Annotated in this window: 16 protein-coding genes; 3 read left to right on the plus strand and 13 right to left on the minus strand. The window is 67.9% G+C overall.

What is annotated here, in order from left to right:
* Nucleotides 1–225, plus strand: a 225-nt coding sequence (locus ACYQ1Z_RS17265; protein WP_459793775.1) for a hypothetical protein, incomplete at its 5' end; no start/stop codon positions are given.
* Nucleotides 226–409: 184 nt separating this feature from the next.
* Here the strand turns inward: ACYQ1Z_RS17265 and tyrS are convergent.
* The 3 genes from tyrS to ACYQ1Z_RS17280 all read right to left on the minus strand — a co-directional run bounded on the left by tyrS (nucleotide 410) and on the right by ACYQ1Z_RS17280 (nucleotide 4746).
* A complete protein-coding gene (tyrS, locus tag ACYQ1Z_RS17270; RefSeq protein WP_459793776.1) occupies nucleotides 410–1723 on the minus strand; it encodes a tyrosine--tRNA ligase in 1314 nt (437 codons plus the stop codon).
* A 35-nt stretch (nucleotides 1724–1758) separates the two neighbouring features.
* Nucleotides 1759–3987, minus strand: coding sequence for a HelD family protein (locus ACYQ1Z_RS17275; protein ID WP_459793777.1), 2229 nt, complete (start codon nucleotides 3985–3987; stop codon nucleotides 1759–1761).
* A 90-nt stretch (nucleotides 3988–4077) separates the two neighbouring features.
* Nucleotides 4078–4746, minus strand: a complete 669-nt coding sequence (locus ACYQ1Z_RS17280) for a DNA-3-methyladenine glycosylase (protein ID WP_459793778.1) — start codon at nucleotides 4744–4746, stop codon at nucleotides 4078–4080.
* Nucleotides 4747–4859: 113 nt separating this feature from the next.
* Between ACYQ1Z_RS17280 and ACYQ1Z_RS17285 the strand changes: the two genes are divergently transcribed.
* A complete protein-coding gene (locus tag ACYQ1Z_RS17285; RefSeq protein ID WP_459793779.1) occupies nucleotides 4860–6359 on the plus strand; it encodes a DNA-3-methyladenine glycosylase 2 family protein in 1500 nt (499 codons plus the stop codon).
* The gene (locus ACYQ1Z_RS17290; RefSeq protein WP_459793780.1) at nucleotides 6356–6850 is read left to right on the plus strand and encodes a methylated-DNA--[protein]-cysteine S-methyltransferase; all 495 of its coding nucleotides are present in this window, start codon (nucleotides 6356–6358) and stop codon (nucleotides 6848–6850) included. Before ACYQ1Z_RS17285 ends, ACYQ1Z_RS17290 begins: the two co-directional genes overlap by 4 nt.
* Nucleotides 6851–6868: 18 nt before the next feature.
* On the opposite strand, the gene ACYQ1Z_RS17295 is transcribed toward ACYQ1Z_RS17290, so the two are convergent.
* The 10 genes from ACYQ1Z_RS17295 to argC all read right to left on the minus strand — a co-directional run bounded on the left by ACYQ1Z_RS17295 (nucleotide 6869) and on the right by argC (nucleotide 16995).
* The gene (locus ACYQ1Z_RS17295) at nucleotides 6869–7630 is read right to left on the minus strand and encodes a maleylpyruvate isomerase family mycothiol-dependent enzyme (protein ID WP_459793781.1); all 762 of its coding nucleotides are present in this window, start codon (nucleotides 7628–7630) and stop codon (nucleotides 6869–6871) included.
* A 10-nt stretch (nucleotides 7631–7640) separates the two neighbouring features.
* A complete protein-coding gene (locus ACYQ1Z_RS17300; RefSeq protein ID WP_459793782.1) occupies nucleotides 7641–8189 on the minus strand; it encodes a pyridoxine/pyridoxamine 5'-phosphate oxidase in 549 nt (182 codons plus the stop codon).
* A gap of 72 nt (nucleotides 8190–8261) precedes the next feature.
* On the minus strand, nucleotides 8262–9707 hold the full coding sequence (gene argH / locus ACYQ1Z_RS17305) for an argininosuccinate lyase (RefSeq protein WP_459793834.1): 1446 nt from the start codon (nucleotides 9705–9707) through the stop codon (nucleotides 8262–8264).
* Between the two features lie 41 nt (nucleotides 9708–9748).
* Nucleotides 9749–10954 (minus strand): argininosuccinate synthase, encoded by a 1206-nt coding sequence (locus ACYQ1Z_RS17310; protein ID WP_459793783.1) that lies wholly within the window; start codon nucleotides 10952–10954, stop codon nucleotides 9749–9751.
* Nucleotides 10955–11000: 46 nt separating this feature from the next.
* Nucleotides 11001–11531: an arginine repressor gene (locus ACYQ1Z_RS17315; RefSeq protein ID WP_459793784.1), complete on the minus strand. Its 531-nt coding sequence runs from the start codon at nucleotides 11529–11531 to the stop codon at nucleotides 11001–11003.
* Nucleotides 11531–12532 carry an ornithine carbamoyltransferase gene (gene argF / locus ACYQ1Z_RS17320; RefSeq protein WP_459793785.1) on the minus strand — a complete coding sequence of 334 codons (1002 nt, stop codon included), beginning with the start codon at nucleotides 12530–12532 and terminating at the stop codon, nucleotides 11531–11533. The genes ACYQ1Z_RS17315 and argF overlap by 1 nt, the downstream gene beginning before the upstream one ends.
* A complete protein-coding gene (locus ACYQ1Z_RS17325; RefSeq protein WP_459793786.1) occupies nucleotides 12529–13797 on the minus strand; it encodes an acetylornithine transaminase in 1269 nt (422 codons plus the stop codon). The genes argF and ACYQ1Z_RS17325 overlap by 4 nt, the downstream gene beginning before the upstream one ends.
* Nucleotides 13794–14750: an acetylglutamate kinase gene (argB, locus tag ACYQ1Z_RS17330; protein ID WP_459793787.1), complete on the minus strand. Its 957-nt coding sequence runs from the start codon at nucleotides 14748–14750 to the stop codon at nucleotides 13794–13796. Before argB ends, ACYQ1Z_RS17325 begins: the two co-directional genes overlap by 4 nt.
* A 38-nt stretch (nucleotides 14751–14788) precedes the next feature.
* Nucleotides 14789–15955: a bifunctional glutamate N-acetyltransferase/amino-acid acetyltransferase ArgJ gene (gene argJ, locus ACYQ1Z_RS17335; protein WP_459793788.1), complete on the minus strand. Its 1167-nt coding sequence runs from the start codon at nucleotides 15953–15955 to the stop codon at nucleotides 14789–14791.
* Entirely contained in the window at nucleotides 15952–16995 is a 1044-nt protein-coding gene (gene argC, locus ACYQ1Z_RS17340; RefSeq protein WP_459793789.1) for an N-acetyl-gamma-glutamyl-phosphate reductase, read from the minus strand. The genes argJ and argC overlap by 4 nt, the downstream gene beginning before the upstream one ends.
* Nucleotides 16996–17024: the final 29 nt, after the last annotated feature.

Below are 17024 nucleotides of genomic sequence, written 5' to 3' on the forward strand. Positions count from 1 at the left end.
ACCACACCACAGGGGCGGCACAGCCTGGCAAATTCAACCAATAAAACAATTGGTATCAACAAACATGGCACACTATTGAGTTCTCAAACAACAGACACATTCGAATACTTCCGAAACAATTTAGAATTTGTTTCGCATTTCTTCGCTGCGATGTTTCAGGCTTATTTCATTCATATTCACTTTTGCAAATCCGGGGTTTTCCCGGAATTCACTCGGTGGGAATGAATCCGCCCAGCAAAAATTGAAGCTTTTCTGCGACCAGAGCGTTGCTCCGTTGAAGAATCGCTTCTCATTTGTTGGGGGTTTGTCACCGCTCAGCGGCGGCGACTCAGAAAACAATACACGCCCCTCCGTGGCCGTGCAAATCGGCCGCGGAAGGGCGTATACGTGCTAGTGCGGGACGCGTGGGTTACGGAACCAGCACCTCAACGGTTGCCAGGTTCTTCTTTCCCCGGCGCAGCAGCAGGTACTGCCCGTGAAGGAGTTCATCCTCTGAAATCACGGCCTCCGGATCCAGCACTTTTTCGTTGTTGACGTAGGCGCCACCTTCACCCACGGTCCGGCGGGCTGCCGACTTGCTCTCCGACAATCCCGAAGCCACCAGGAGGTCGATGATTCCGAGCGCGTCCACCTGCACGGTGGCGGAGGGAAGCTCAGAGGTTGCGGCCTGCAGCGTCGGCTTGTCCAGTGCGGAAAGATCGCCGTTCCCGAAGAGCGCGGCCGACGCGGCGATGACCTTTTCGGTCGCTTCCACGCCATGGACCAGGGAAGTCACCTCGTAGGCGAGCTTCCGCTGGCCTTCGCGGGCAAAGGGTCGCTCGGCCACGGCCACCGCGAGGTCTTCAATCTCAGCACGGGTCAGGAACGTGAATACCTTCAGGCGGTCCACCACATCCGCATCCGCGGTGTTGAGCCAGAACTGGTAGAAGGCGTACGGGCTGCACATGCCGCCGTCGAGCCAAATGGCGTTGCCTTCGCTCTTGCCGAACTTGCTGCCGTCCGAGTTGGTGATCAGCGGCGTCCCCAACGCGTGGACGCTCTTGCCCTCCACCTTGCGGATCAGCTCGGTCCCGCTGGTCAGGTTTCCCCATTGGTCGGAGCCGCCGGTCTGCAGCACGCAGCCGTAGTCGCGGTAGAGCTGCAGGTAGTCCATGCCCTGCAGGATCTGGTAGCTGAACTCGGTGTAGCTGATGCCTTCGTCGGAATTCAGGCGGGACGCGACGGCGTCCTTGCGCAGCATGGTCCCGACCCGGAAATGCTTGCCCACCTCCCGCAGGAAGTCGATGGCGCTCAGCGGCGCGGTCCAGTCCAGGTTGTTGACCATCCGCGCGGCGTTGTCGCCCTCGAAGCTGAGGAAGCGGCGGACCTGCGCCTGGAGGTAGCCAACCCACTCGGCCACGGTGTCCTTGGTGTTCAAGGTGCGCTCCGCCGTCGGCCGCGGGTCACCGATCATACCTGTGGAGCCACCCACCAGACCGAGCGGTTTGTGCCCTGCAAGCTGCAGCCGGCGCATGACGAGAAGCTGGACCAGGTTTCCGAGGTGCAGCGACGGTGCCGTGGGATCGAAGCCGCAATAGTACGTGACCGGTCCATCGGCGAGGAGCTTCTCGAGCTCAGCTTCATCGGTGGAAACGTGGACCAGGCCACGCCATTTCAGCTCCTGCCAGATGTTGGCAAAAGTGGGGTCGTTGTGTTGCGATTCGAGGCTGTTGATGTCTGGCACGCCTTCTAAGTTAGCAGTATCCACAGGCCGCCGGATCAGCGGACGATACCGGCCGGGACGGGTTCGCCGGCGATCAGCCGCAGCCGCTGGGTGGCGCGGGTCATGGCAACGTAGAGGTCCCCTACCTTGCCATGCTCATGGTTGAGCATGGCCGCAGGCTCCAGGACCACCACGCCGTCGAACTCCAGCCCCTTGGCTTCGCGTGGGCTGATGACCACGATGTCCTGTTCGTAGCTGCCCGCGCCCGTGCCGATGCGGCGCCCGTAGGCGGCGCGCAGGGCCGCGGTGGCCTGCGGCAAAAGGTCCCCGTCGGCAATCACGGCGAGCAGGCCGCCGTCGAGCGCGTCCAGTTCCTCCGGCAGGACTTCCACCAGCCGGTCCACCAGTGTGCCGGGCGCCACTTTGTCGATAACGGGCGCCCAGCGCCCCTCACGGACGGCCTTGGGTGCTGACACGACCAGGCCGGCGGCGTTGGCCATCCGGACGGCGGCTTCAGCGATCTGCGTGGGCGTGCGGTAGTTGACGGTCAGTTCCTCGAGCTGCCAGCGGTCACCGAACATCGGCGCCAGCGCACCCTGCCAGGAGTTGGCGCCGGCCACGGAACTGGTCTGGGCGATGTCCCCGACGATCGTGAACGACTTCAGCGGGCAGCGCCGGACCAGCAGGCGCCACTGCATCGGGGAGAGCTCCTGCGCCTCGTCAACCACAATGTGCCCGAAAGCCCAGGTGCGGTCGCTGGTGGCCCGCTCGGCAGCGGTCAGCCGTGCCTCGCGCTCCTGGTTCTGCTCCATCAGGTCTTCGGCCGTCATCAGCGCATCCACGCCGGCGGACTCCATGTTGGCGAGGGTCTGTTTGGCGTTGGCGAGGTCCCTGGCCCGGTCCTGCTCCTGTTGGGCCAGCCCGCGGCCCGCGGCGGGGTCGAGTTCCCCAAGGAGTTCGGCGGCCTCGTCCAGCAGCGGCACGTCGGATTCCGTCCAGGGTGCATCGGCCGGCCGCTTCAGCAGTTCGCGTTCGGCCGGCGTCAGGTTGGGTGTGCAGAATTCGAGGATGGCCGGCTTGCTGAACAGTTCGGAGATCAGCTTCTCCGGAGTCATGGGCATCCAGCAGAGGTTGAGCGCGATCCGGACGTCCCGGGCGGTGCGGACATCCTCGGCAAGGTAGGAACGGTCGGCGTTGTTGCCGATGTTTGCGGCGTCGACCATCTCGGTGAGCTGCTCAGTCAGCTCGCGCAGCAGGATCTTGACGAACGTCACGCGGGCCTCGTTATGCGGCTTCCCGGTGGACCGGGCACGTTCCCGCGCGCGGCGGACCTGGCGGGGTGTCAGGGTCAGCTTGCGTCCGTCCACCTCCAGGATCTGGTTGCGGGCCGGGACGCGCTGGCGGTTCGACACTGCGTTCGCCACGATTTCCGCCATGTCCAGCCGGCCCTTGATGGCCGCAACGTCGGCGTCATTTTCCGGTACGGCGTGGATACCGGGCATCAGGCGGCCGAGGCTGGCCATGACGACGCCGGTCTCACCCAGGGAGGGCAGCACGCGTTCGATGTACTTCATGAACGACGACGACGGGCCCACCAGGAGCACACCAGCACTCTTGAGCCGGTCGCGGTGGGTGTAGAGGAGGTAGGCGGCACGGTGCAGCGCCACGGCGGTCTTGCCGGTGCCGGGGCCGCCCTGCACCACGAGGGCTCCCGAGATGGAGGACCGGATGATGCGGTCCTGCTCCGACTGGATGGTGCCGACGATATCGGACATGCGGCCGGTGCGCTTGGAGTTGAGCGCAGCCAGCAGGGCGCCCTCGCCCTGCAGCGATTCGTCGTCGGAGAGCATCCCGGCGTCGAGGACGTCATCCTCAATGGCCTTCACCTCGCGGCCCTGGAGGATCAGGTGCCGGCGGCGGCGCACACCCTGCCGGTCGAAGGCCGTGGCCTGGTAGAAATGCCCGGCTTCCGGGGCGCGCCAGTCCACCATGAGGCGCTGCAGGTCCTCGGTGGTGAGGCCGATGCGGCCGATGTACTGGGCCTCGCCGGAGTCGAGGTCAAGGCGGCCGAAGACCAGGCGGTCGTCGACGGCGTCCAGCTGTGCCAGCCGGTCCTCATACAGGGCAGCGAACGCGTCGCGTTCGGAAACGTTCTGCATGGTGCCCACTGCGCCGGCCCGGCGTACCTGCGCCAGCTGGCGGCGCTTCTCCTCGCGGAGCTCCTCCAGCCGGGCGTACAGGCCGGCTACATACTCCCGTTCGTGGGCCAAATCGGCGTCAAGCATTTAACGTTCCCCTATCGCAAAAGACAGACCCACTATTCTACAACCATTTCTGTTAACGCTGATGAAACGCTGATCCGTTCACCAGCGCGGTCAGGGCCGCACCGGGCGGGGCTTTCTGCCCCTCGGCTTGGCCGCCTTGTACTGGGAAACCGTGGGGTCGTCCGTCAGCCAGAACCGCCAGGCATATTCATCCGAGCCGCCTTCGCCGGACACGCCCACCCGCGGGCCGGAGCTGACGTCCGCTGCCGGCCGCGGCGGAAGCACGAGGCCGAAGGGCGGGGCGAGCGCATCGCGTCCGGAGTCCGCCGTCGTCAGTCCCAGCGCCTTGGCAAGGCGTGCGGGCCCGCGGGCAAGATCCGCCGGGCTTTTGGACGTGGTGCGCCGGCGGCGGGCCAACTCCATCCCGTCCACAATCTCGCCCGCCCGCAGCAGCAGCGCCGATGCGACGCCGTTGGGACCGCACACGATATTCGTGCAGTGGTGCATCCCGTAAGTGAAGTAGACGTATAGGTGTCCTGCCGGGCCGAACATGGGCGCGTTGCGGGGGGTTGGTCCACGGTAGGTGTGCGAACCCGGATCCGGATGCAGCGAATCCTCCGGGCCCAGGTAGGCCTCCACCTCCGTCAGCCGCACCGAAACAGGGCCCTCGCGTGAATCATGCGTGAGGACGGCTCCCAGCAGAAGCGGGGCCAGTTCCCGGGCATCGCCGGCCAGGATCTCCCGCAGCGGCCGCCCGCCCGGGGTCGGGTATTCGTTCATGGCCAGACTTTACCCTTCTGCGCGCTTTCCACTCCCGGCAGCCCGTGCCCGGCAGCCACGGCCATGTCCGATTCCCGCTAGTGCGGGCACGCCGCGGCTGGCAGGATGAACCCATGGACTTCTGGCAGCGCTACCGGGCCATCGACGCCCGGGACACCAGGTTCGACGGTCAGTTCTACACGGCCGTGCGGACCACGGGCATCTACTGCCGCCCGTCCTGCCCGGCGCGGACCCCCAAGGCGTCCAATGTCACCTTCTACGAGACGTCGGCGGCAGCGCACGACGCCGGCTATCGGGCGTGCAAGCGCTGCCTCCCCGAGGCAGTTCCGGGCACGCCGGCGTGGAACATCCGGCAGGACATCGCGGGCCGGGCCATGCGCCTTATCAACGACGGTGTGATCAACCGCGACGGCGTGGAGGGCCTGGCATCCCGGCTGGGCTACTCCTCGCGGCAGTTGAACCGGATCCTCACGCAGGAGCTGGGCGCAGGACCGTTGTCCCTGGCGCGGGCAGGGCGCGCGCAGACCGCCCGCACCCTGCTCGTTTCAACATCCATGAAGCTCGCCGATATCGCCTTCGCGGCAGGGTTCAGCAGCGTCCGCCAGTTCAACGACACCGTACTCGAGGTCTTCGACATGACCCCGTCGGCCCTGCGCCTGACCGGCCGGCATGCACCCGGCGGAACCAACGCCGGCGGATCCACGGCGCTGGCCCTCAGCCTTCCCTACCGCAAACCGTTCGACCCCGGCATCTTCGCCTTCCTTGCCCTCCGGGCCATACCGGGCATCGAGGCCGGCACGGCGACGTCCTACGCCCGGACCCTCCGGCTGGCGCACGGGGACGCGCGCTTCAGCATTGGGTACGACGCCGGCGCGAAGGACCGGCCCCTGACCCTCACCATCGGCGCCGCGGACCTTCGTGACCTGCCGGCGCTGCTGAGCCGGGTACGGCGGCTGTTCGACCTTGATGCCGACCCGGCGGCGATCGACGGGGCCCTGGCGGGCGACCCCCGGCTTGCTTCCGGCGTGATGGAGGCTCCGGGCATCAGGATGCCCGGAGCCCTCGATCCGCAGGAGCTGCTGATCCGCGCCATGGTGGGCCAGCAGATCACGGTGGCCGCCGCCCGGACAGCCCTGACCCAGCTCTCCGCTGCCGGGAGCCCGAGCAGTGTCCCCGGGGACGGCCTGGACCGGATGTTTCCCACCCCCGCCCAAATTGCCGAGGCGGGACAGCTTCTGCGCGGGCCCCGGAAAAGGACTGAGTCCCTCCTCCACGCGGCGGCCGGAATGGCCGAGGGAAGGATCGACCCAGGCTACGGCGACGATGTGGCCGCCCTCTCGGCCGCGCTGCTCCCGCTCCCCGGCGTGGGACCATGGACAGTAGGGTACTTAGCCATGCGGGTCCTCGGGGCACCGGATGTCTTCCTCGCGAACGACGCCGCAGTGCGGAACGGAATCCGTACGCTGCCGCAGGCCGCCGGACTGTCGCCGGACTTCCGCGAAGTCAGCCCCTGGCGCTCCTACGCCACAATGCACTTATGGCGGGCCGCCGCCGCAGCCGCCCCCACCAAAACCCGCGCCGCCGCCGGCGCCACCCGGAAAGCGACGCCATGAAAGCCCAACTGCTCACGATCACCACACCGGACGGCCCCTTCACCATCCTCGCCCGCGACGGCGTCGTGCTGGCTTCGGGCTGGACGGCCGACCCCGGCCGGCTGACCGGGCAGATCCACCCCGCCCTTCGCCCGGACGCTTTCGAAAGCGTTGCGCGGCTGGACGCGATTGCCGCGGCGGTGGAGGCGTTTTACGACGGCGACCCGCGCCCCGCGATGGAGGTTCCGGTGCGGCAGCAGTCGGGTCCGTTCCGCGCCCATGCGTGGGATGTCCTGCGGCAGGTCGAGCCGGGCTCCCCGGTGACCTACACCGAGTACGCGGCACTGGCGGGCAACCCCAAAGCGGTGCGGGCGGCCGCCAGCGCGTGCGCGTTCAACGCGGCGGCCCTGTTTGTTCCCTGCCACCGCGTAATCCGCACCGACGGTTCACTGGGCGGGTTCCGTTGGGGCCTGCCGATCAAGATGAGCCTGCTGTCCCGCGAAGCAGCCTGAGCCCCCGCATCGAGGGGGTTACTTTGGTGCCGGGGTACCTGCCGGCCAGGGCAGCAGCTCGGGAAGGTCAGCGCCGTCGGCCGCCGCGGAGGCACGCAGGCTGCCCAGGGACGGTTCGCGGCCGGCCAGCCACGCGGCGATATCGGTGATCATGCCGTTGACCACCACGGACCGGCCACCGGTGCCGATGGTCACCGGCTGCAGCCCGAGTGGCTGCAGTACCAGTTTTATGGTGTCCGGCACCCGGGCGGCCAGGAACTCGAAGAGGTGCCCGCAGAACTCCCGGCTCCAGGTTTCCGGTCCCCGGCCCGTATTGAGGTCCGAGGCGTGGATGACGAGTTCCCGCCAGAGGGCGAGGCCGCCGTCGAGCACCACTCCCCCGCGGTAGGCAATGGGCGCCCACCAGCCGGTGCGGTTGGCGGCGGAATCCTTGATGTCCGGGAGGGCGTCGAATGCGCGGAGCACCCGGTCCAGGGCGGCGTTCACGTCGGCCTGGTGGGTGGCGGCGTCATGCCCCGCTGCCATGTCGATGGCCCTGTTCCGGCCGTCCATGCCGCCGTCGTAGAGTTCGATGGTTTCATCACGGGCGGCGTACTCGAGCTGGCGGGCCATGGCGTTGGAGATCCCGGCAATGTGGGCCAGGACGTGCCCACGTGTCCAGCCGGGAAGCGCGGACGGGGCTTTGATGTCCTCGTCGCGGAATTTGGCGATATCGGCCCTGACATCCGTGGCGGCTTTGTGGATGCCGGTGAGCAGGGCGTCGGGTTCGGGAGCTGTCATGGCGCTCATCCTAATCCGCTGTGCCGTCGGGGAGTCCACCGTCCGGGCGGGGCCTGTGGCGGACGTGTTCGCCGTCGTTGCTGGCCTGCCAGAACTCGAACTCGGTGGGCTGGACTGCGTAGAGCTGCCAGTCCGGGTTGGAACTGCCGTCGGCGCGGGGCCGCTCAGCCCAGTCCCGGGCCGACGCCTCGACGGACAGCTGAACCACGGGACCCGCTACGCGGACCTGCCGGCCCTGCGAGGGCCAGTAGAAGTTCATGGCAGCCTGGGGGACAACGTCCAGCTCCCGCCCCTTGCGCGAGGTGCGGGAAGTGGCGAAGTGCCAGCCGTCGCCGTCGATATTCTTCAGGATCAGCATCCTCGACGACGGCTGCTGCCCGGCACTGACCGTCGCCAGGCTGAACGCGTGCGGCTGCTGCTCCCCCGCATCCAGGGCCTGGTCAAGCCACTGTTTGAAGAGCTCCGTGGGATCCTGCGGTGCGCTGCGCGGGTCGAAATCCGGGAGGCTGGCCGGAAAGTCCGGCAGGGTGCGAAGGAACTTCCTGAAAGTTTCGCTCATGGAGACATGCTAGCCGGGACGGGTTTCGACAAGCTCAACCAGCGGCGGTGGTTGAGCTTGTCGAAACCGCGGCTACTGGCCCGCGTACTCGCGCACGCCGGCGAGCTCGCTTTCGAGGGCTGCCAGCTGGCGTTCGACGGCGGCCGGCGCGGTTCCGCCCTGGGAGTTGCGGCTGTTGAGCGACCCTTCAGTGGACAGGACCGTGCGGACTTCGGGGGTGAGGTGCTCCGAGATGGCAGCGTACTCCTCGTCCGTCAGGTCCCACAGTTCCACACCACGGGATTCCGCCTGCTTGACGGCCGCACCTGACAGTTCGTGCGCCTCGCGGAACGGCACGCCCTGGCGGACCAGCCATTCGGCGATGTCCGTGGCCAAAGCGAAGCCCTGGGGAGCCAGCGACTCCATCCGCTCGGTGTTGAACTTCAGCGTGGCGATCATGCCGGACACAGCGGGGAGCAGCAGCTCCAGGGTGTCGGCGGCGTCGAACACCGGCTCCTTGTCCTCCTGGAGGTCGCGGTTGTACGCGAGCGGCAGGCCCTTCAGCGTGGCCAGCAGCCCGGTCAGGTTGCCGATGAGGCGCCCTGCCTTGCCGCGGGCCAGCTCGGCCACGTCGGGGTTCTTCTTCTGCGGCATGATCGAGGACCCCGTGGAGTACGAGTCATGCAACGTGACGAAGGAGAACTCCTTGGTGGCCCAGAAGATGACTTCCTCGGAGATCCGGGACAGGTCCACGCCGATCATGGAGCAGACCCAGGCGAACTCGGCGAAGACGTCGCGCGCGGCGGTGCCGTCGATCGAGTTGTGCGCTGCCGAGTAGAACCCCAGGTCCGCGGCCACGGCCTCCGGGTCCAGGCCCAGCGAGGAACCGGCGAGGGCGCCGGAACCATACGGCGAGACGCCGGCCCGCTTGTCCCAGTCCTGCAGCCGCTGCACGTCGCGCAGCAGCGGCCAGGCGTGGGCCAGCAGGTGGTGGCTGAGCAGGACCGGCTGGGCGTGCTGCAGGTGGGTACGGCCGGGCATGGCCACACCCTGGTGGGCTTTGGCCTGCTCCACAAGGGCATCCACGGTGTCCATGACGCCGCGGGCGATGATCCGTGCATGGTCGCGCAGGAACATCCGGCCCAGGGTTGCCACCTGGTCGTTGCGGGAACGGCCTGCGCGGAGCTTGCCGCCCAGCTGGGCGCCTGCCCGCTCGATCAGGCCGCGCTCCAGCGAACCGTGCACGTCCTCATCGGACTCCGCCGGCAGGTACGCGCCGGACGCCACATCCGCGTCCAGCTGCGTCAGGGCCGCCAGCATGCCTTCCAGCTCGGCCTCGTCCAGCAGGCCGGCCTTGTGCAGTACGCGGGCGTGGGCCTTGGAGCCCGCGATGTCGTAGCGGGCCAGCCGCCAGTCGAAATGCGTGGACTTGCTCAGTGCCGCCAGGGCGTCGGCGGGGCCGCCGGCGAACCGGCCGCCCCAGAGAGCGCCCTCGTTGGTTGAGCTTGTCGAAACCGGGGTTTCGACAGGCTCAACCACCGGGCTCGTTCCCGGGTTCGAATTGTGCTCAGCCACAGGGATTACTCCCCCGCGACCCGCAGGTCGCGGCCGGAGGCGACCTTGGAGGACATGCCCCACAGCTCGATGAAGCCGCGTGCCATGGACTGGTCGAAGGTGTCGCCGGTGTCGTAGGTGGCCAGCGAGAAGTCGTACAGCGAGGTGTCGGAGCGGCGGCCGTTGACGATGGCCTGGCCACCGTGCAGGGTCATGCGGATGTCGCCGGAGACGTACTTCTGGGTGTCCTCGATGAAGGCGTCCAGGGAGCGCTTGAGCGGGGAGAACCACTGGCCGTCGTAGACCAGCTCGGCCCAGCGCTGGCCCACGGTGGCCTTGAAACGGGCCTGCTCGCGCTCGATGGTGACGTCCTCGAGGTGCTTGTGGGCCGTGATCAGCGCCATGGCGCCGGGAGCCTCGTAGATTTCGCGGGACTTGATGCCCACGAGGCGGTCCTCGACGACGTCGATCCGGCCCACGCCCTGGGCGCCGGCGCGGCGGTTCAGTTCCTGGATGGCCTGCAGCGGGGTGACCTTGACGCCGTCGATCGCCACCGGGATGCCGGCCTGGAAGGAGATGGTGACTTCGTCCGGTGCCGGCGGGAATTCCGGGGTTGCGGTGTAGTCGTAGATGTCCTTGGTGGGGGCGTTCCAGATGTCCTCGAGGTAGCCGGTTTCCACCGCGCGGCCCCAGACGTTCTGGTCGATGGAGTACGGGTTCTTCTTGGTGGTCTCGATGGGCAGGCCCTTTTCCTCGGCGAAGGCAATGGCCTTGTCGCGGGTAAGGGCGAGGTCGCGGACGGGTGCGATGCACTTCAGGTCCGGGCCGAGGGTCTGAATGCCCACTTCGAAGCGGACCTGGTCGTTGCCCTTGCCGGTGCAGCCGTGCGCGACCGTGGTGGCGCCGAATTCGCGGGCTGCCTTGACCAGGTGCTTGACGATGACGGGGCGGGAGATGGCCGAGACCAGCGGGTAGTGGCCCTGGTAAAGGGCGTTGGCCTTGAGGGTCGGCATGGCGTATTCGTTGGCGAACTCGTCGCGGGCGTCGGCAACGTAGGCTTCGACGGCGCCACAGCCGAGGGCGCGCTGGCGGATGGTTTCCAGGGACTCGCCGCCCTGTCCGACGTCGACTGCCACGGCGATGACCTCGGCGCCGGTGGCTTCGCCGATCCAGCCGATGGCTACGGACGTGTCCAGGCCGCCTGAGTAGGCCAGCACAATGCGTTCAGTCACTTGACATGCTCCTTGTTGGGGTTTGTTTGGATGATTGTCTTCAAGCTTATTGCCCGGCCTCTTCGGCCAGTTGCAGGAACCGCGCCGCCAGGTCGGGTCCGCCCAGCGGATCCCGGGACACCAGCAGGACGGTGTCGTCACCGGCGATGGTGCCCAGGATGGACGGCATCACCGAGTGGTCGATGGCCAGGGCCAGGAAGTTCGCGGCGCCGGGCGGGGTGCGCAGCACCACCAGGTTGGCCGATGCCTCCGCCGTCACCAGCAGTTCGCTGCACAGCCGCGCGAGCCGCGCGTCCAGGATTTCCTGGCTGACGCCGCTACGGGCAGCGCGTTCCCCGCCCTCCGCGGGGACGGCGTAGACCAGTGCGCCTTCCTTGCCGCGGACCCGGACGGCACCGAGTTCCACCAGGTCCCGGGACAGCGTCGCCTGGGTGACCTGGACGCCGTCGTCCGCCAGCAGGGCCGCGAGCTCCGCCTGGGACCGCACCGACTGGCCGGTGAGGATGGCGGTGATGCGCGCCTGCCGGGCAGTCTTGGTGGCGGGGCTGGACCCCGGCACCGAAGGGGACGTGGACACTAGAAGGTACTCTCTCCCGTGCCCTCAACCGGGGAAAGCCCCTCGACGAACGCCAGGCCGGAGCGGTGCATCAGCCAGGCCATCAGTGCCTTTTGGGCGTGCAGACGGTTTTCGGCCTCGTCCCAGACGATGGACTGCGGGCCGTCGATGACGCCGGCGGAGATTTCGTAGCCGCGGTAGGCGGGCAGGCAGTGGAGCACGACGGCGTCATCCGCGGCTTGTGCCATGGCGTCCTCGTCCACGGAGTATTCGCGGAACAGCTGCAGCCGGGCTTCCTTCTCGGCTTCCTGGCCCATGGACACCCAGGTGTCGGTGGCCACGACGTCGGCGCCCTGCAGCGCTTTGGCGGCGTCGGTGGTGATCAGGACCGAGCCGCCGGTCAGGGCGGCACGTTCCTCCGCTGCGGCCACGATGTCCGCGGCCGGCAGGTAGCCCTCGGGTCCGGCGATCCGGACGTGCATCCCGGCGGTGACGCCGGCCAGCAGGTAGGAGTTGGCCATGTTGTTGGCGGCGTCGCCGAGGTAGCTCATGGTGAGCCCCTTGAGCTCCCCCTTGTGTTCCTTGACGGCCAGCAGGTCCGCGAGGAGCTGGCAGGGGTGGTAGTCGTCGCAGAGGGCGTTGATGACCGGCACCTTGGAGTTTTCGGCCATGGCCACCAGGCCTGCGTGCGCGCCGGTCCGCCACACGATGGTGGACACCATGCGTTCCAGGACCTTGGCCGTGTCCTCCACGGACTCCTTGTGGCCGATCTGCGCCTCGCCCGGGTTGATGATGAGGGCGTTGCCGCCCATGTCCGCGATGCCGGTGGCGAAGGACACCCGGGTGCGGGTGGAGGTTTTGTCGAAGATGACGGCCACGGTTTTGCGGCCGCTGCCGTCGGCGGCATATGGCTGGACGCTGTAGGGCGCCGCTTTCATGCGCGCTGCAAGCTCCAGGACTTCCGCCTGTTCGGCGGGGCTCAGGTCCGTGTCCTTGAGGAAGTGCCGGGTTGTGCTGGTCACGATGCGTCCTTAGCTGTCTGGAGGATTGCCGGGAAGGCGGCGAGGAAGGTGTCGGCCTGCGCCGTGGTGAGGACCAGCGGCGGGGCCAGCCGGATGGTGCGCGGGCCGGGGCTGTTGACGATGAACCCGGCGTCCAGGGCGGCCTGCACGACGGCGGGGGCCACGTCGGCGTCGAGGTCGAACCCGATGAGGAGTCCTTCGCCGCGGATGTCCGTGACACCGGGGATGGCGGCCAGGCCGGCGCGGAGGTGCTCCCCCACCGCAGTCGCGTTGGCGAGCACACCCTGGTTTTCGATGGCGTGCAGCGTCGCGAGGGCGGCCGCCGTGGCCACCGGATTGCCACCGAAGGTGGTGCCATGCTGGCCTGCGGACAACAACGACGACGTCCCCTCACCGAAGGTGACCAGCGCACCAATCGGGAAGCCACCGCCGAGGCCCTTGGCGAGGGTGACGGCGTCGGGCATGATCCCGGCGTCCTCGCTGGCAAGCCACTTGCCGGTGCGGCCGATGCCGGTCTGGACCTCATCCAGGATAAGGAGCGTGCCTGTCCGTGCGGTCAGCTCACGGGCAGCCTTCAGGTAACCGGGCGGAAGGGGACGAACGCCGGCTTCACCCTGGATGGGCTCCAGGAAGACGGCCGCCACGGTCTCATCAACGGCGGCCTTGAGCGCCTCGACGTCGCCGAACGGGATGTGCACCACGCCGCCGGGCAGCGGCTCGAACGGGGTCCGGTACGCCTCCTTGGCCGTCAGTGCCAGGGCGCCCATGGTCCGCCCGTGGAATGCACCTTCCAGGGCGATGATCTTTGTCCGCTTGGTGTCGCCGCTGCCGGTGTTCCGGCGGGCAAGCTTAAACGCAGCCTCATTGGCCTCCGTGCCGGAGTTGGTGAAGAACACCTTCGATCCTGCCGGCGCCTGGGCCAGTTCCAGCAGCTTCTCCGCGAGGGCCACCTGGGTTGGGCTGGTGAAAAAGTTGGAGACGTGGCCCAGCGTCGAAAGCTGGCTGGCGATCACGGATGTGACGAACGGGTGGGCGTGGCCCAGGGCGTTGACGGCGATGCCGCCCAGCAGGTCCAGGTACTCCTTGCCGTCGGCGTCCCAGACCAGGCAGCCGGCACCGCGGACCAGGACGCGCTGCGGCGTGCCGAAAACGCCCATCAGCGAGCTCGAGTAGCGGGACAGCCATTCTGAGCCGGCGTGGCCCTGGGTTTCGACAAGCTCACCCACCGGGTTCTGGGGCTCAACCACCGCGCTGTGCTTATTCATGCGTTTGTCTCCTCGTCCGGGACCACCTGGGTGCCGATGCCCGCCGTCGTAAATGTTTCCAGAAGCATGGAGTGGGCCAGGCGCCCGTCCACGATGTGTGCCCGCTCGACGCCTTCGTCGATGGCTTTCAGGCAGGCGGCCATCTTGGGGATCATGCCCGATTCGAGGCGGGGCAGCATGTCCCGCAGCTCGGATGCCGTCAGCGAGGAAATCAGGGAGGACTTGTCCGGCCAGTTGGCATAGAGGCCCTCGACGTCGGTCAGGATGACCAGCTTGGAGGCGCCCAGCGCGGAGGCGACGGCGGCTGCCGCGGTGTCCGCGTTGACGTTGAGGACCTGCCCGGTGGGCTGGAACCGCGCGGCACCCGCGCCGTCGCCGCCGTCGACGATCTCCGGGGCGACGGTGGAGATCACGGGGATCCGGCCGGCGTCGAGGATGTCCACGATGCCGGCGGGGTCGACGCCGACAACCTCGCCGACGAGCCCCAGGTCCACCTCTTCGCCGTCCACCACGGTCCCGGTGCGGACCGCGCGGAGCAGGCCGCCGTCTTCGCCGGACATGCCGACGGCGTAGGGGCCGTGGGAGTTGATGAGGCCTACGAGTTCGCGGCCCACCTGGCCGGTGAGGACCATGCGGACCACGTCCATGGCCTCGGGCGTGGTGACGCGCAGGCCGCCTTTGAACTCGGACTCAATCCCGAGCCGGCCCAGCATGGAGTTGATCTGCGGGCCGCCGCCATGGACCACCACGGGGTGGATGCCCACATGGTGCAGGAAGACGATGTCCTCGGCGAACGCGCGCCGCAGTTCGTCGTTGACCATCGCGTTGCCGCCGTACTTGATCACCATGGTGGTGCCGGCGAAGCGCTGGATCCAGGGCAGGGCCTCGATGAGGGTGGCTGCCTTGTCCTGGGCGTCGGACATGCTGGTGGTCTCACGCGTCTGGGTGTTCATGCTGTCTCTTCCGCAAGTGGTGGCTTAGCTCCGGCACGCTAGCTCGAGTAGGCGCTGTTCTCGTGCACGTAGTCGTGGGTGAGGTCGTTGGTCCAGATGGTGGCTTCGGCGTCGCCGGCCTGCAGGTCGATTTCCACCAGGACCTCGCGCGGCTCCAGGTCAACGAGGCCGCGGTCGTCGCCGATGCTGCCGTTGCGGCAGATCTGGACACCGTTCATGGCCACGTTCAGCTTGTCCGCTTCGAACGCGGCGTCGGTGGTGCCCACGGCGGACAGGACGCGGCCCCAGTTGGGATCCTTGCCGAAGATGGCTGCCTTGAACAGGTTGGACCTGGCCACTGAGCGGCTGACCGTTTCGGCGTCGGCTTCGCTGGCGGCGTTGAACGTCCGGATGGCGATGTCGTGGCTGGCGCCCTCCGCGTCGGCAATCAGCTTCCGCGCGAGTTCGGCACACACCTGGGTCAGCCCGGCGCCGAAGGCTTCGGCGGAGGGAACCGCGCCGGACGCGCCGGAGGCCAGCAGCACGACGGTGTCGTTGGTGGACATGCAGCCATCCGAGTCTGCCCGGTCGAAGGTGACGCGGGTGGCATCGCGGAGGACGACGTCGAGCAGTTCCGGTGCAACGGTGGCGTCCGTGGTGAGCACCACCAGCATGGTTGCCAGGCCGGGGGCCAGCATGCCCGCACCCTTGGCGATGCCGCCGATGCTGAACTCCTGGCCGTCGGCGTCGGTGCCGATGAACAACGCGGATTTCGGAACGCTGTCGGTGGTCATGATGGCGGTTCCGGCATCCGGGCCGCCGTCGGTGCTGAGGGCGGCGGCTGCAGCTTCGACGCCCGGGAGGATCTTGTCCATGGGCAGCTGCTCGCCGATCAGGCCCGTGGAGCAGACGAAGACGTCCGTGGCCGAGATGCCCAGGACTTCGGCCACCTTCTCGGCGGTGCTGTGGGTGTTCTGGAAGCCGGTGGGTCCGGTGCAGGCGTTGGCGCCGCCGGAGTTCAGGATGACGGCGTCGACGCGTCCGTCGGACACCACCTGGCGCGACCAGTGCACGGGGGCTGCTGCCACCCGGTTGCTGGTGAAGACAGCTGCGGCGGCCTTGGCGGGTCCGTCATTGACGACGAGGGCGAGGTCCGGCTTGCCGGAGGCCTTGAGTCCGGCGGTAACGCCGGCGGCCCGGAATCCCCGGGGGGCGGTGATGGTCACGGGGCTACTCCCTGCAGGTTGAGGCCGGCGGTTTCCTGCAGGCCGAGTGCGATGTTCATGGACTGGACGGCGCCGCCGGCGGTCCCCTTGGTGAGGTTGTCGATGACGCAGGTGACGATGACGCGGCCGGTGTGGGCGTCGAAGGCCAGCTGCATGGCTGCGTGGTTGGAGCCCTGGACGGACTTGGTGGTGGGCCATTGCCCTTCGGGCAGCAGGTGCACGAACGGCTCATCGTCGTAGGCGTCAGCCCAGGCCTGGCGCAGCTGATCCGGTGTCGTACTGTTTAGTGCCTGCGGCTTCACCCTGGCGGTGGCGGTGGTGAGGATGCCGCGGCTCATCGGGGCCAGCGTGGGGGTGAAGGACACCGTGACCTGCTCACCCGCCGCGTTGGACAGGCCCTGTTCGATCTCGGGAGTATGGCGGTGGCCGCCGCCCACGCCGTACGGGCTCATGCTGCCCATCACTTCGGAACCGATCAGATTCACCTTGGCCGCCTTGCCGGCGCCGGAGGTGCCGGACGCGGACACGATGACGACGTCGTCGGGCTGCAGCAGGTTGGCCGCGAACCCGGGCGCGAGGGCGAGCAGCGACGACGTCGGGTAGCAGCCGGGAACGGCGATGCGCGTGGCACCCTTGAGTGCCTCGCGCTGGCCGGGCAGCTCGGGCAGGCCGTAAGGCCAGGTCCCGGCGTGCGCCGAGCCGTAGAACTTTTCCCACGCTGCGGGGTCCTGCAGGCGGTGGTCGGCGCCGGCGTCGATCACCACCGTCCCTTCGGGCAGCTTCGCGGCGATTTCAGCGGAAGCCCCGTGCGGCAGCGCCAGGAAGACGACGTCGTGGCCGGAGAGGTTTTCCACGGTAGTGTCTTCGAGAATGCGGCTGGCGAGGCCATGCAGGTGGGGCTGCAGTTCACCGAGCCGGGAGCCGGCGTTGCTGTGTGCGGTGATGGCGCCGATAGTGACGTCAGGATGTCCGGCCAGGAGGCGAAGGACCTCTCCCCCGGCGTAGCCGCTGGCGCCGGACACTGCAACAGAAATAGTCATGCCTCGACTATACAGCAATAGTTATGCAT

Source organism: Arthrobacter sp. AD-310, assembly GCF_054656615.1.